Source organism: Polynucleobacter sp. MWH-UH2A (genome assembly GCF_018687195.1).
GTDB lineage: Bacteria > Pseudomonadota > Gammaproteobacteria > Burkholderiales > Burkholderiaceae > Polynucleobacter.
The window spans coordinates 817,338-832,184 of sequence record NZ_CP061321.1 but is presented as its reverse complement, the minus strand read 5'-3'; the positions used below and the strand labels follow the sequence as shown (position 1 = coordinate 832,184).

The following is a 14,847-nucleotide window of genomic DNA, read 5'->3' as shown; positions in this document are numbered from 1 at the left end:
TTAAGCCTTGCTAGCAGCATGAATCGCTGCGCGCACTTGTTGGAATGTGCCGCAACGGCAGATATTAGTGATGGACTCATCAATCTGAGCATCGGTTGGTTTTGGATTATTGCGTAGCAATGCGGTTGTTGCCATCACCATGCCAGATTGACAGTAACCACACTGAGGCACCTGATTATCAACCCAAGCTTTTTGTACTTTAGAAAGCTGACCGCTCTTTTCTAAACTCTCAATCGTTTCAATTTTTTTACCTTCCGCTGCAGCAACTGGCAAGGAGCAGCTACGCACCGCCTGGCCTTCAAACAACACAGTGCATGCACCACATTGACCAACACCGCAACCATACTTGGTACCAGTTAAGCCGATTTGCTCTCGTATTACCCATAGCAATGGAGTATCTGGATCAACATCCACTTTGTATTTTTTGCCATTGACATTTAAATCGGCCATTACGGTCTCCTATTAGTCTCTTTTTGTGTTCGTTTTAATAAATGAGGGGAGTAACCCCTTCGCTTTTGTGCCCTTATCTTAAACAAGAATTAAATTATTGCTATGCAACATAAATGAGAGCCTGTAATATCAATTCATGATTTTTGGCCTAGTTCAAATCCTCCTCTTTCAAAGCCTTGGTGAGCTGGTTTCCAAGTTCCTTCTACCCACTCTCCCGGGCCCAGTCATTGGGCTAGTGCTATTGGTTTGTTGGCTAGTCATTCGCAAAGGTATTAATGCTGAGCTGGCGGCGGTAGCGGACACTTTTAGCCAATACCTTGGCCTCTTATTTGTACCGGCTGCTGTTGGAGTGGTTTTATTTCTGCCGCAACTCAAGGCAAATGCCTTTGCCATCATTGCGGCCCTCGTTGGAAGTGTCATCCTCACGATAGGCTCAAGCGCTGTCGTTGTTCGCTTTCTGAGCAAGAAAGAAAGTCATGAGTGAAAAACATTCCATTGTAGAAATTTGGGTATACCTATCCGGTAGCCCCCTATTTGCACTCTTTATTACTTTAGCCGCTTATCAAATTGGGTTGACTATCTATAAACACTCAAAACAAAATCCACTAGCCAACCCTGTGGCAATTGCGATTTTGATTGTGGCCACCATCATTCAGCTTATTGATATGCCTTATTCAAGTTATTTTGAGGGCGCACAATTTATTCACTTCTTATTAGGCTCAGCAACAGTATCTCTCGCAATCCCAATCTACCGAGGACTCAATAGCCTCAAAGGTCGCTCTATTCCCCTGTTAGTTTCGCTATGCACGGGCGGCTTGGTGTCAATTGTGAGCGCGGTAGGAATTGCCACTCTCCTTGGAGCTGATAACAGTATTACTGGAGCTATGTACCCTAAATCCGTGACTGCGCCGATTGCGATGGGTATTGCAGAACGGATCAATGTCTCACCAACACTAACCGCTATCTTTGCAGTCAGCACTGGAATACTGGGCGCAATCTTGGCACCATTTGTACTGAATGCGCTTGGCATGAAAGCCTGGTGGCAACGAGGATTTGCAATTGGCATCGGCGCGCATGGCATCGGCACCTCACGTGCTTTTAGCATTCACCCTGAAGCAGGAACCTACGCTAGCTTAGCAATGGGAATGAATGGCGTTATTAGCGCCGTTGCTATTCCCATCATTTATCACGTATTGAATCGCTGAGATTATTAATTAAGTTTCATTGCAGCATCAACAGCATCGCCAAGAACGCTACAGAGAAATTCCACTTCCTTTGGCTCTGAAATAAATGGCGGACCTACAGCAATGGCATCACCAGCTACCCGCACTAGTGCACCGCGCTCAATGCAGGCCTCTAAAACCTTGAGGGCTCGCAAGCCTGGCTTACCCGCAATGGGCTCAAGCTCGACTGCCCCAGACAATCCAAAGTTCCGAATATCCAATACGCCTGTTTTCCCTTTCATGGCATGCAAGCCATTTTCTAGAACAGGCTCCAATGCTCTTGCGCGATTCACTAAATCATCTGACTCAAATATATCGAGCACCGCATGTCCTGCAGCAGTCGGTATCGGGTGTCCTGAATAGGTATAACCATGGAAGAATTCAATAGCCTGCTCTTGCCCACCATTGGCAATGATGGTGTCATAGATATCGCCACGTACTATTACTCCACCCAATGGAATCACGCCATTGGTAATCGCCTTGGCAAAAGTAATCATGTCAGGCACAACACCAAATCGATCTGCGCCAAAATTGGCGCCTAGGCGACCAAACCCGGTAATCACCTCATCAAAGATCAGCAAGATGCCATGCTTAGTACAAATCTCACGAATTTTTTGCAGATAACCTTGTGGGGGCACGATCACACCAGTTGAACCCTGCACAGGCTCTAAAATAACTGCTGCAATCGTATTGGCATCATGCAAGGCAACGATCTTTTCTAACTCATCAGCCAAATGGGCACCCCATGTTGGCATCCCTTTCGAAAACGCCATCTGCGAAAGATTTAATGTATGCGGTAAATGGTCAACACCAGGCATCATCATGCTCGCAAACATTTTGCGATTGGCAACCATTCCCCCCACTGAAATACCACCCATACCAACACCATGGTATGCACGATCTCGTCCAATCATGCGAATGCGAGATGCATTGCCCATGACACGGTGATATCCAATAGCAATCTTTAAAGCAGTATCAACGGCTTCTGAACCAGAGTTTGTAAAAAAGACTTTATCTAGACCTGCAGGAGCCATATCTGCAATACGAGTTGCTAAGCGAAAAGTGTCTTCACTTGCCATCTGAAATGCGGGGCAATAATCCATCGTTTCATATTGCTTAGATATCGCTGCACCAATACGTGGATCAGCATGCCCTAAAGGTGAGCACCAAAGCCCAGATAAGCCATCAAACAGCTTACGCCCGTGATCATCAACGTAGTAAGCTCCTTTTGCAGACTGCATGACTTTAGGGTGCTGATGAAAATAACGATTGGGAGTAAATGGCAACCAATAGGCTGACATATCCACCCCATTTAGGGTTTTATTGCTTGTGCTCATTTTGTTGTCTCTGCAGTTGACTATATATAGTTATATTGGAATATCTAATACTATATTACCCATTGAACTAGCGGAATCTGAAATGACCTTAACCAAATCCCTTCTATTCAGTATTGGCGTCTTAACAAGCTTATGCGGATCTGTTTTTGCTGCAAATGAAACTGATTGGCCTAAGAAGCCCATTGTTGCAATTGTGTCCTTTCCTGCAGGTGGCTCTACTGACATTTTTGCTAGAAGCGTCACTGCTCCATTAGCTGAAGCTTTAGGTCAATCCGTTGTGGTTGATAACAAACCGGGTGCAGGCGGAATGATTGGCCTACAAGCAGCAGCTAAGGCAGCCCCAGATGGCTATACGATTCACATTAGCGCCCTCACTAATCAATCGATTTCTTCTGCGCTATTTAAAAATCCTCCAGCGGACTTGCAAAAAGATTTTGTTCCAGTTGCTTTAATTGGCACCGTGCCACATTTGATCGTGGTCAATCCAACCGTTCCTGCAAAGAACCTTCCTGAGCTCATTGCGTTTATTAAATCTAAAAAAGGAAATTTCAATTACGCCTCTCAAGGTAACGGTAGCCTTTCTCACCTAGAGTCAACATTGTTTATGGAGCGTATTGGCGCTAGCGGTACACACATCCCCTATAAAGGCAGTAGCTTTGCACTACCTGATCTCATTGCTGGTAATACCTTGATGATGTTTGATAGTGTGACTGCCTCCCTGCCACACATTCAAAGCGGCAAACTGCGCCCAATAGCCATTGCTGCAGCAGACCGATCCCCTCTCATGCCAAACGTACCTACCTTAGGTCAAGACGGTATGAAGTCCTTTGATGTGGAAAACTTTTATGCGATTTATGCACCCAAGGGCACATCACCAAGTATTGTGTCTAAGTTGGAAAATGAAATCCGCAAGATTTTGACCAACCCTGACTTCAAAGCGCGCATGGCAACCCAAGGTATTCATCCACAATTTGCTAATTCTGAGAAGCTGGCTGAAATTACTGCTAATGAAGCAAATAAATGGGAGAAAGTAGTAAAGTCTGCCAATGTCAAAGTTGATTAAATTCCAGAAGAAGTAATTCATGTTAATTTCCCCTCCTTTCGGTGGCGGTCGCGCCCCAGTTCTAGCTAAAAATACCGTTGCAAGCTCACAACCGCTTGCCACTCAAGCGGGTATCGAAGCACTTCAAAATGGTGGCAATGCAGTTGATGCAGCCTTAGCCACAGCAATCACCCTCACGGTTGTCGAGCCCACCATGAATGGCCTTGGTGGAGATGGCTTTGCCATTTTGTGGGATGGCAAAAAAATTCATGGGCTCAATGCTTCAGGTCGCGCACCTGCAGCTTGGACCCCGGAGTACTTTTCTGGTAAATCTGCGATGGATTTAATTGGCTGGAATACCGTTACCGTGCCAGGCATGGTGGCTGGCTGGGTTGAGCTATCTAAAAAATTTGGCAAGCTGCCTTTTGCACAATTATTTAAGCGCGCGATTGATTATGCGGAGAATGGCTTTCCCGTTTCACCTGTTATTGCACGTCAATGGCGTGAAGCAATTCCTATTCTGAAAAATCAGCCTGGCTTTAGCGAATCATTCTTAATTGATGGCAAGGCGCCCCAAGCTGGACAAATCTGGCGCTATCCAGCACAAGCAAAAACCTTAAAAGAAATCGCTAGCACCCACGGCGAATCCTTTTACAAAGGCCCTCTTGCACAAAGCATTGTCGACTTTGCACAATCCACCGGTGGTTGCTTTACGATGCAAGACTTTGCAGACAACAAACCCGACTGGGTTGAGCCATTGGCATTTGATTATGGCGATTACACCCTTCTAGAGATTCCACCTAATGGCTCAGGCATTGCTGCACAAATGGCTTTAGGAATTTTGCAGGCAGCCAATGTGAAGCAATATCCCGCTAACTCTGCGCAACGCATTCATTTACAGATTGAGGCGATGCGACTTGCATTTGCCGATGCATACGCTTATGTGTCCGACACCCGCTCAATGCAAGTTCCAGCATCTAGCTTGTTAGATCGCGATTACCTTGCAAGCCGCGCTGCATTAATTGATCACCATAAAGCAGGAAGCTACGGTCCAGGCGACCCTCATTCTGGTGGTACTGTTTACTTATGTGCCGCCGATGAATCCGGCATGATGATTTCCTATATTCAGTCAAACTTCAAAGGCTTTGGCTCTGGCGTAGTTGCACCTGGAGGCATCGCTTTTCATAACCGCGGCATGAGTTTTAGCCTGCAAGATGGGCATCCCAATCAAGTTGGTCCAGGCAAACGTCCATTCCACACCATCCTTCCCGCCTTCTTAACCAAGAATGGCAAGCCCGCAATGGCATTTGGTGTGATGGGTGGAAATATGCAACCGCAAGGTCATATTCAATTTGTGATGCGCTTCGTAGATGAATACCTCAATCCACAAGCCTGCTCTGATACGCCGCGCTGGCGAATTGATGACTTAGGAAAACTCACTGTTGAGGCAGCGATGCCACAAAGTATTGTGGATGGACTCAGAGCCATGGGGCACGAAGTTGCAGTTCAGCCCGCTAACAGCTTAGATTTTGGTAGTGCTCAAGCGATTGCCAAATTAAGCGATGATGCAGTTTCTGCCTATATCGCTGGCAGCGACCATCGACGTGATGGTTTGGCGGCTGGTTTTTAATTACTGAGGCCTTGGCAGACATGCGAGATAAAAACGCTTAATTTCTTGATCGCAACTCACGTCTCTAGGTTCAATTGGTCTCTGTAAGCTAATGCCCTCGATGGTTTTGCAACGACTTAGGGCGACATAAACCTGCCCCGAAGCAAAAGCACCCGTTGAAAGATCTACTTTGACTTTATCAAGGGTCTTTCCTTGACTCTTATGAATCGTCACCGCCCAAGCCAACATGAGCGGTATCTGTACATAGGTACCAATGATGCTAGGAGATATTTTTCCTGACATCATGTCATGATCATAACGATACGATTCCCATTGGTGTCCAATTACCTCTACCGTATTGGAATAAGGCCCGTTTTGCACCATCACTTTGACCTTATCAGGCAACAGCTCGCGCACCACCCCAATCGTTCCATTAACCCATCGCTTCGGAAATCCTGGATCTGTTGCAGTAAACATCACCTTAGCGCCCACTTTAAGAGTGAGCTGATTAGGCGATGGTAGATTGCGATCATCCACATTGAACTTGCCAGTAGTTTTACCTGCGTACACCTTAGCATCCGCCTCAATTGCCTTCAGGCCGGCCGCATTAATCTGATCTGCTCTTGCATTGGTGGTAGTGAGCGTAATGGTTTGATCGTCAACTATCTGATCCTTGCGAAAGCATTGGGCATTTAGAGTATCAATTGCTTCATCAGCATCCTGATTAATGCGAATTTGATTTAACAAACTAGCAAAACTGGCATCCTTTTGACGAAAGATCTTGCTAAGCTCTACCATCGTGACATCTTTGCGGTGCAGAGCCATGGCGCAAAAGAAGTATGGACCTTCATATCCTCTATCTGCTAGCACCTGCATATCCGCAGCAGATACAACGGGCGGTAACTGAAATAAGTCCCCCACAAACATCACCTGAATACCGCCAAAAGGCTTTCCTTTTTGCGGTCCATTCTCACGTAAGAACAAATCCATGGCATCAACGACGTCTGATCGAACCATGGAGATTTCATCAATAATGAGTAAACGAATATCTTTATAGAGTCGCTTATCACGCAACGGCTTAATATCTTCTTCAGGAAAGATTAAACGCGGCGGCAACCTGAAGAAGGAATGAATCGTCACTCCCTTCACTTGCAAAGCGGCTACTCCTGTTGGGGCTACAACCACGACATTACCCGCAACGGTTTCTCGAAGATAGCCAATCAGCGTGGTTTTACCAGTACCGGCTTTACCGCTGACAAAGATATAAGGATCGCCACGATCAATGGCTTCAATGACAGCCTCATAATCAGGCGTGATTTCAATTTCGGAAGAATCAGTGAGTGGCTTGTTTGTGTTATTCATCTATACAGTGCAAGCCATGCATTTCTCCGCTTGGGGAGCGCTTTATTGATATTTTGGGGCGAACGACGGGACTCGAACCCGCGACAACCAGAATCACAATCTGGGACTCTACCAACTGAGCTACGTCCGCCTCTGAAGAAGGTGAAATTATAGCCTTTTTAGGCAAAAACCCGCTAAAACAGCCTTATTCTGCGGTCTCTACCTCAAAAGCAGCCCAATCACCAAGGGTTAGGCTAGCGTCAATAAAGAAGTCTGCAATGGCTGCCTTGCTTTGCACTTTGGCTAAAGCATGATGGTCTGAGAGTCGTTGACGCCAATAGCGTGAGCCTGCCCTGCCATGCGCCAATCCCAAAATATGCCTTGTAAAGGCCCCGATATAAAACGGCTTACCTTTCTCTCGACATTCATCAAACCAAGCTTGTACCTGTTTAACCAATGCAATCTGAATTCGATGCCACTCAGTTTCACTAAAGAGATAGCCTGCAGCATCGCCATTAGTATGGATTAAATCATCCCACCCCAAGAGCATTGCTGGGAAATGATAGGCAGCCCTACCAACCATAAATCCATCAAAGTCATCCCAATGACCGGCTATTTGCTCATTGGATTCCAAGCCACCATTTAGCAACACCTTTAAATTAGGAAAATGTTTTTGTGCATCTAGACGCAGTTGAGCTGCCACCTCATATCTCAATGGCGGCTTACTTCGATTCTCCTTTGGAGATAAACCTTTCAATACCGCGTTACGCGCATGAATCGTTACTTGACTAGCTCCAGCGTCAGCCACAGACATAATAAAGTTCAATGCGAATTGATAGTCTTCTTTTGAGCTAGATGCATCCATTGAATCGAGCCCCAATCGATGCTTTACTGAAATTGGAATATCTACAGCATCTTTCATGGCCTTTACACATTGGGCAACTAATTTAGGCTCCGCCATTAAGCATGCGCCAAATGCTCCACGCTGTACACGCTCCGATGGGCAACCACAATTAAGATCAATTTCATCGTAGCCCCATTGCTGAGCAAGTTCAGCAGATATAGCTAAATCATTTGGCTCAGACCCTCCTAATTGCAATACAACAGGATGTTGATCCTGCGAGTAATCTAAGTGGCGCGGTATATCACCATGCATCAGTGCGCCAGTTGTTACCATCTCTGTATATAAGACGGCTTCCTTGCTAAGTGAGCGGTGAAAAGAGCGGCAATGACGGTCTGTCCACTCCATCATCGGAGCAACCGCCATTCGCTTTTGTGGGGCACTATTCATAAACATCTATGCATTAATCGATGCTCTATTTTAAAGGCAACAGGGCAACCGTAGTTGCCCTGAATCCCAGTAATGCTGGTAAGACAGCGATCTAAATCCGACTCTAGATCACTTCATCTTTTCAAGCTTAGCCTCAAGCTCTGCGGCCAAATCCAGGGCGCCCATATAACCAGACTTGAGATGGCTTGGTAGGTCGGGATCGCCAACCATAGCACCCAATGTTTCAACCAGGCTAAAGACAATTCCCTTGGCAGCACCAATAGCAATGGTATTGCTCTTCACAGCCTCGTCGATATGGTTAACCGCATCTAAAAAGTAATCATGCCCTGGCAGGCCATCGGCACCCAATTCTTCTTTGCTCATTCTGATTGTTCCTTATATGCTTAAGTTGATAACTTCAATTTAATCCGAATTCCAATTCTTGACTACTAAAAAATTCTCTAGCTACACCCGTAATAGGGTCATCAAAGGATATAGCTTTAGCCAACAACTGTAATGGCTTTGTGAAATCAAGTTCGTATTCCTGATAAGGCGTAAGAACTGGATAGATTTGATCATTCTTAATCGGAATTTTTAGCGCATTCAGGTGTGCACGTAACTGATGCTTTTTTCCGCTACCTGGCTTCAAACGATATCTCGCCCAAGGATTGCTGATTTCAAGTAATTCAATCTGCGTATCTGAATTTGCCTCACCTTCCACCTCTTGCATTTGCAAAAAGTGCTCTGACTCTTCTAAGCGACTTCGATAAGTCAGCGGCAATCTTTTGATGAGCCCTTCAGAATAGGGCGCAATTGCCTCATACATCTTATTTACCATTCGATCGCGAAACAGATTTTGGTATTTACCCCTCTCACCTGGATTAATAGAGAAGATCACTAAGCCTGCTGTATCTCGGTCTATACGGTGAATTGGGCTCAGCGTCTGAATTTGGGTTTTCTTCTTCAGACGATTGAGTAAAGTTTGATGCAAATACAAACCGCTAGGCGTTACTGGTAAAAAATGAGGCTTATCTGCAACCAGCAAGTGCTCATCCTGAAAGAGGATGCGCTCTTCATACGGAATCTCTGGCTCACGAGCCAATCTTCTGAAGTAGTGCAAGTGTGTATTGGGTTGATAGGGGTCATGCGCCGCTAACGCGTGACCATCAAGATCAAGTATCAAGCCATCCGCAAAACGCTTTTCCCATTCAGCTGCTTCTATATGCGGAAATTGAATGATGAAAAATTGCAATACATTCAGATGGGATTGATCTGCTGGCAAATACACCCGCGATGCCGACACTCCCTCTGAATTCGCCTTGCTCATACTCTAAATACTACTTCTTGAGCTTTGCTAAAGCCATCGCCATTGCATTATTCATAGGGGCCGCCTGTCTTCGGTCCTCTTGTGGTCGCTTGATTTCACCCTGCCTTGGTCTGTTCTGGGTTTTTTGCTCTGGCTTAGGTCCTGCCTTAGGGGCTTCATCTGATAAACGCATAGTTAAGGCAATGCGCTTGCGCTTTTCATCAACTTCTAGCACCTTAACCTTCACTACTTGACCCGCTTTAACTACCGTGTGCGGATCCTTAACAAAGGTATTGGATAAAGCTGATATATGTACCAAGCCATCTTGATGCACTCCGATATCCACGAAGGCGCCAAATGCGGCAACGTTGGTCACCACACCCTCCAAAATCATATCGGTCTTCAAATCCCCGATTGTCTCAACACCCTCTTTAAAAGTAGCAGTTGTAAATTCTGGACGGGGATCTCTTCCTGGCTTTTCTAATTCTTTCAAAATATCAGTGACCGTTGGGACACCAAATTGCCCGTCAGCGTATTTCTCGGGCGACAAGGATTTGAGTAAATTGGCATCGCCAATGACATCCTTAACGCCCTTCTTAATATCTTTCAGGATTTTCTCAACCAATGGATAAGATTCCGGGTGAACTGCAGATGCATCTAAAGGATCTTGTCCATTCATAATGCGCAAGAATCCTGCTGCCTGTTCAAAAGTCTTTTCACCCAAGCGCGGCACGCCCTTCAAATCCGCTCTAGATTTAAATGCACCTTTGCTATCCCGATAGGCCACGATGCCTTCAGCTACCGTTGAGCTTAAACCAGAGACCCTTGCTAATAATGGGGCTGAGGCGGTATTCACATCAACACCAACCGCATTCACACAATCCTCCACTACCGCCACCAATGATTTTGCTAGCTGGGTTTGCATCACATCATGTTGATACTGACCCACACCAATAGACTTTGGATCAATCTTGACTAGCTCGGCTAGCGGATCCTGCAGTCTACGGGCAATAGAGACTGCACCGCGGAGGGAAACATCCATGCCAGGCAATTCTTTTGAAGCATATTCCGATGCGGAATACACCGAAGCGCCTGCTTCAGAAACCACAATCTTAGTAAGACCCAATTCAGGTTTGGCTTTAATCAAATCTTGCGCCAATTTATCGGTTTCTCTAGACGCTGTGCCATTACCAATGGAAATGAGTGTTGCCTTATGCTTCTCAGCCAACTTAGCTAGGGTCACAAGCGAGCCAGTCCAGTCATTTTTAGGTTGATGTGGGTAAATCACATCTGTATCAACGACTTTGCCAGTCTCATCAACGACTGCAACCTTCACTCCGGTGCGCATTCCAGGATCTAAACCAATAGTGACCCTAGGTCCAGCTGGAGCGGCCAGCAATAAATCCTTTAGGTTACGCGCAAACACATTAATCGCTTCGGTCTCTGCACGCTCACGTAAGGCAGTCATAAGCTCTGTCTCTAGATGCATAGAGCATTTGATGCGCCAGGTCCAACGAACGGTGTCCGCTAACCAAGCATCTGCAAGTCGACCCTCATTCTTAATCTTGAAATGATTTGCAATGCGTTGTTCGCAAGGGTTATGTGGTGAATCCCATTTAGGCTTCTCCTCTTCGCTATCAAGACGTAAACTCACCATCAGCATTTGCTCTCGACGACCTCGAAATAACGCTAATGCACGATGGGATGGAATAGCTTTGATAGGTTCAGAGTAGTCAAAATAGTCTGCAAATTTTTCACCTTCTTGTTCTTTGCCGGCTATCACCTTAGACTCAACCACACCATGATCTTGCAAATAGGTTCTTAGAGACTGAACTAAGCTAGCATCTTCAGCAAAACGTTCCATCAAGATTTGGCGAGCGCCTTCTAGCGCGGCCTTAGTGTCTGGCACGCCAGCATTGTCACCTTGATCGGTTTTAAAGGCCTCCTTAATGTATTTAGTAGCTTCTTGTTCTGGATCTAGATTTGGGTTGGCCAGTAAATCATTTGCCAGAGGCTCTAAGCCAGCTTCTAGGGCAATTTGAGCCTTCGTTCTGCGCTTAGGCTTGTAAGGCAAATACAGATCTTCTAGGCGCGTTTTATCTTCTGCCATCATGATGGCTTTGAGCAACTCAGGGGTCATCTTGCCCTGCTCTTCAATCGAGACCACGATAGTTTTACGTCGCTCTTCAAGCTCTCGCAAATAACTCAAGCGCTCTTCTAGTAGGCGTAACTGGGCATCATCCAAACCTCCAGTTGCTTCTTTGCGATAACGGGCAATAAATGGAACGGTTGCGCCCTCATCTAATAAAGCAATGGCAGCCGCCACTTGATTTGGTTTAGCGGATAGCTCCTGGGCAAGACGTTGTTCTATGGATGGCAACATGAATTTAATTTGGTTAATTTTCTATATTTGGAATATCGAATTCAATGAAGTACAAAAGCCACCCGCAGGTGACTTTTGTGGTGATGCTTGTTGTATTTATTCGCGTGATGCTTTTTTACGCTCATGCTCTTTGAGGTAGCGCTTGCGAATACGAATACTCTTCGGCGTTACTTCTACCAATTCGTCGTCGTCAATAAACTCAACAGCGTATTCCAAATTGAGTGCAATTGGTGGAACCAAGCGCACCGCTTCATCAGTACCGGAAGCGCGAACGTTAGTCAGCTGCTTACCCTTAATTGGGTTTACAACCAAGTCATTGTCGCGACTATGAATACCGATCACCATGCCCTCATACAATGGGTCGCCAGGGCTTACAAACATGCGGCCACGGTCTTGCAATTTCCATAATGCGTAAGCAACTGCTTCGCCATCATCCTGACTCACTAACACGCCGTTATGACGCTCACCCAAGATACCGTCCTTAGCAGGTGCATACGAATCAAATGTATGACTCATCAAACCATTACCGCGAGTCATGGTCATAAAGTCACCTTGGAAACCAATCAAACCACGCGCAGGAATGCGGTACTCTAAACGTGTACGGCCTTTACCGTCGCTCACCATATCGAGTAACTCACCCTTACGCTTACCCAAGTCTTCCATCACCGCGCCTTGAGTTGTGTCCTCAAGATCTACGGTCAAGTTCTCATATGGCTCCATCTTGACGCCATCTTCTTCATGGAAAACCACGCGAGGACGAGAAACTGCTAACTCATAGCCTTCACGACGCATTGTCTCCACCAAAATGGTGAGGTGCAATTCACCACGGCCAGATACTTCAAATACGGTGTCATCGTCAGTGTCTTTTACGCGCAAGGCCATATTGGACTTCAACTCACGATCCAAGCGCTCACGAATTTGGCGGCTAGTTACAAACTTACCCTCACGACCTGCCAATGGGCTGGTGTTCACCATAAAGTTCATGGTCAAAGTTGGCTCATCAATTTTGAGCATTGGTAATGCTTCAGGTGTATCTGGAGCACATACAGTAGTACCAATTGCTAAATCTTCAATACCGTTAATCAATACGATGTCACCCGCTTGCGCTTCATCAACCAATTCACGCTCTAAACCGCGAAACTTTAATACTTGGTTAATGCGACCCTTACGCTGCACACCCTCTGGACCATCCATAAAGACGACATCCATGCCTGGCTTTACAGTACCGCGATTGACACGACCAACACCAATCTTACCGACATAAGTGCTGTATTCAATAGAGGTGATCTGTAACTGCAAAGGACCATCCGGATTATCGTCACGCACTGGAACATGCTTGAGGACTGTGTCAAACAAAGGACGCATATCACCTTCACGAACATCATCCGTCATGCCGGCGTAACCGTTCAAACCAGAGGCATATACAACTGGGAAGTCTAACTGCTCTTCTGTAGCACCTAATTTATCAAACAACTCAAATGTGGCATTAATAACGTAGTCAGTACGTGCGCCTGGGCGATCCACTTTATTAATAACAACGATTGGCTTGAGTCCAAGAGCCAATGCCTTCTTGGTAACGAAGCGAGTCTGTGGCATTGGGCCTTCAACCGCATCAACCAACAAGAGCACACCATCAACCATCGAGAGCACACGCTCTACTTCACCACCAAAGTCTGCGTGTCCTGGCGTATCTACGATGTTGATGTGAGTGCCATCGTATTCAACCGCGCAGTTTTTGGACAAAATGGTAATGCCACGCTCTTTTTCAAGATCGTTTGAGTCCATGACGCGTTCGGCCACTTTCTCATTTGAGCGGAAGGTGCCGGATTGACGCAAGAGTTGGTCAACCAAGGTAGTTTTACCGTGGTCAACGTGGGCGATGATAGCGATATTACGAAGTGCGCGTTTAGTCATGTGAAGCTTCTAAAGTTAAAGATAATAAAAAATGGGTAGTTGGTTCTATTTGGGTTACCTTAATGTCCCTGAGAAATTAAACGCTTTGGATGCAATACCCCAGAGCGCCAATCAGCAGTGCCAATAAAATTATGTGGTGCAGCAGTGGCGCGATAAATGCGCACCAATGCCTCGATGGAAGGTAGATTGAGGGGCACACGTTGACCCATCTCTAGTCGTTTTGCTTGTTGCTCATCAACTGTTAAGTGAGGCAAGGTCTGCAACAACGCATCCACCGGAAGAATATAACTAGAGCTATCGTGCACAGCCTGTTGAATCGATTCAATCGTAAAAGAGTGCTCTAAGCTTAAGTGACCGACTTCTGTTCTGCGCAAACCCACTAAATGGGCACCACAACCTAAAGCGTTTCCGAGATCTTCGGCCAATACACGAATATAAGTGCCTTTACTGCAAGTGACCTCTAAAGTTGCTTGAGGCCAGGCAATATCAGTCCAACGAATTTTATGAATCACAATGTCACGCGGAGTGCGCTCAAGCTCTACTCCAGCACGCGCGTATTCATACAAAGGTTTGCCGTCACGCTTTAATGCTGAATACATTGGGGGTACTTGTGAAATCGCTCCGGTAAATTTTGGCAGTAAAGCGTCAAGCGCTTTCTGGATGTCGGCTTGATTTTCAAAAATAGGTAATGGCAGTTCTTCAATCACCAAACCTTCTACGTCGCCAGTATCGGTGCGAGATCCAAAGCGCACTTGTGCGATATAGGTTTTATCTGCTTCAAGTAAATCTTGCGAATATTTGGTGGCCTCACCCAAGCAAATCGGCAATAAGCCTGTCGCCATTGGATCCAAGGTTCCGGTATGGCCCGCTTTTTCAGCATTGAATGCGCGCTTTACTGCAGTGACCGCACCCTGAGAACTCATTCCTGCTGGTTTATCAAGCAAAACCACTCCGTCAATCCGCGTGGACATC

General features: G+C 46.1%; 13 protein-coding genes and 1 tRNA gene. 4 read left to right on the top strand and 10 right to left on the bottom strand.

Features of this window, described 5'->3' with window-relative positions:
- Window positions 1–450 (bottom strand): (2Fe-2S)-binding protein, encoded by a 450-nt coding sequence (locus tag IC571_RS04435; RefSeq protein ID WP_215317607.1) that lies wholly within the window; start codon window positions 448–450, stop codon window positions 1–3.
- Window positions 451–586: 136 nt separating this feature from the next.
- Between IC571_RS04435 and IC571_RS04430 the strand changes: the two genes are divergently transcribed.
- Both IC571_RS04430 and IC571_RS04425 read left to right on the top strand, forming a co-directional pair.
- Window positions 587–934 carry a CidA/LrgA family protein gene (locus IC571_RS04430; protein WP_215317606.1) on the top strand — a complete coding sequence of 116 codons (348 nt, stop codon included), beginning with the start codon at window positions 587–589 and terminating at the stop codon, window positions 932–934.
- The gene (locus IC571_RS04425; RefSeq protein WP_215317605.1) at window positions 927–1,655 is read left to right on the top strand and encodes an LrgB family protein; all 729 of its coding nucleotides are present in this window, start codon (window positions 927–929) and stop codon (window positions 1,653–1,655) included. Before IC571_RS04430 ends, IC571_RS04425 begins: the two co-directional genes overlap by 8 nt.
- A 5-nt stretch (window positions 1,656–1,660) precedes the next feature.
- Here IC571_RS04425 and IC571_RS04420 read toward each other — a convergent pair whose 3' ends face one another.
- Window positions 1,661–3,010: an aspartate aminotransferase family protein gene (locus tag IC571_RS04420; protein ID WP_215317604.1), complete on the bottom strand. Its 1,350-nt coding sequence runs from the start codon at window positions 3,008–3,010 to the stop codon at window positions 1,661–1,663.
- 82 nt (window positions 3,011–3,092) lie between these two features.
- Here IC571_RS04420 and IC571_RS04415 point away from each other — a divergent pair, with 82 nt between their 5' ends.
- Window positions 3,093–4,073 (top strand): tripartite tricarboxylate transporter substrate binding protein, encoded by a 981-nt coding sequence (locus IC571_RS04415; RefSeq protein ID WP_215317603.1) that lies wholly within the window; start codon window positions 3,093–3,095, stop codon window positions 4,071–4,073.
- 19 nt (window positions 4,074–4,092) lie between these two features.
- The gene (locus tag IC571_RS04410) at window positions 4,093–5,682 is read left to right on the top strand and encodes a gamma-glutamyltransferase family protein (protein ID WP_215317602.1); all 1,590 of its coding nucleotides are present in this window, start codon (window positions 4,093–4,095) and stop codon (window positions 5,680–5,682) included.
- Here IC571_RS04410 and IC571_RS10515 read toward each other — a convergent pair whose 3' ends face one another.
- The 8 genes from IC571_RS10515 to truB form a co-directional block, all read right to left on the bottom strand.
- Complete coding sequence (locus tag IC571_RS10515; protein WP_215317601.1) at window positions 5,683–7,023, bottom strand: ATP-dependent RecD-like DNA helicase; 1,341 nt, start codon at window positions 7,021–7,023, stop codon at window positions 5,683–5,685.
- Window positions 7,024–7,077: 54 nt separating this feature from the next.
- Window positions 7,078–7,153: transfer RNA gene (locus IC571_RS04400), tRNA-His, on the bottom strand.
- A 54-nt stretch (window positions 7,154–7,207) separates the two neighbouring features.
- Window positions 7,208–8,293, bottom strand: a complete 1,086-nt coding sequence (dusA, locus tag IC571_RS04395; protein WP_215317600.1) for a tRNA dihydrouridine(20/20a) synthase DusA — start codon at window positions 8,291–8,293, stop codon at window positions 7,208–7,210.
- A 108-nt stretch (window positions 8,294–8,401) separates the two neighbouring features.
- Window positions 8,402–8,656 (bottom strand): hypothetical protein, encoded by a 255-nt coding sequence (locus IC571_RS04390; RefSeq protein ID WP_215317599.1) that lies wholly within the window; start codon window positions 8,654–8,656, stop codon window positions 8,402–8,404.
- A gap of 34 nt (window positions 8,657–8,690) precedes the next feature.
- The gene (locus IC571_RS04385; protein WP_215317598.1) at window positions 8,691–9,599 is read right to left on the bottom strand and encodes a pseudouridine synthase; all 909 of its coding nucleotides are present in this window, start codon (window positions 9,597–9,599) and stop codon (window positions 8,691–8,693) included.
- Window positions 9,600–9,609: 10 nt separating this feature from the next.
- Complete coding sequence (locus tag IC571_RS04380; RefSeq protein ID WP_215317597.1) at window positions 9,610–11,961, bottom strand: Tex family protein; 2,352 nt, start codon at window positions 11,959–11,961, stop codon at window positions 9,610–9,612.
- Between the two features lie 96 nt (window positions 11,962–12,057).
- The gene (gene typA, locus IC571_RS04375; protein WP_173955573.1) at window positions 12,058–13,875 is read right to left on the bottom strand and encodes a translational GTPase TypA; all 1,818 of its coding nucleotides are present in this window, start codon (window positions 13,873–13,875) and stop codon (window positions 12,058–12,060) included.
- Window positions 13,876–13,934: 59 nt separating this feature from the next.
- Window positions 13,935–14,846 carry a tRNA pseudouridine(55) synthase TruB gene (gene truB / locus IC571_RS04370; protein WP_215317596.1) on the bottom strand — a complete coding sequence of 304 codons (912 nt, stop codon included), beginning with the start codon at window positions 14,844–14,846 and terminating at the stop codon, window positions 13,935–13,937.
- Window position 14,847: the final 1 nt, after the last annotated feature.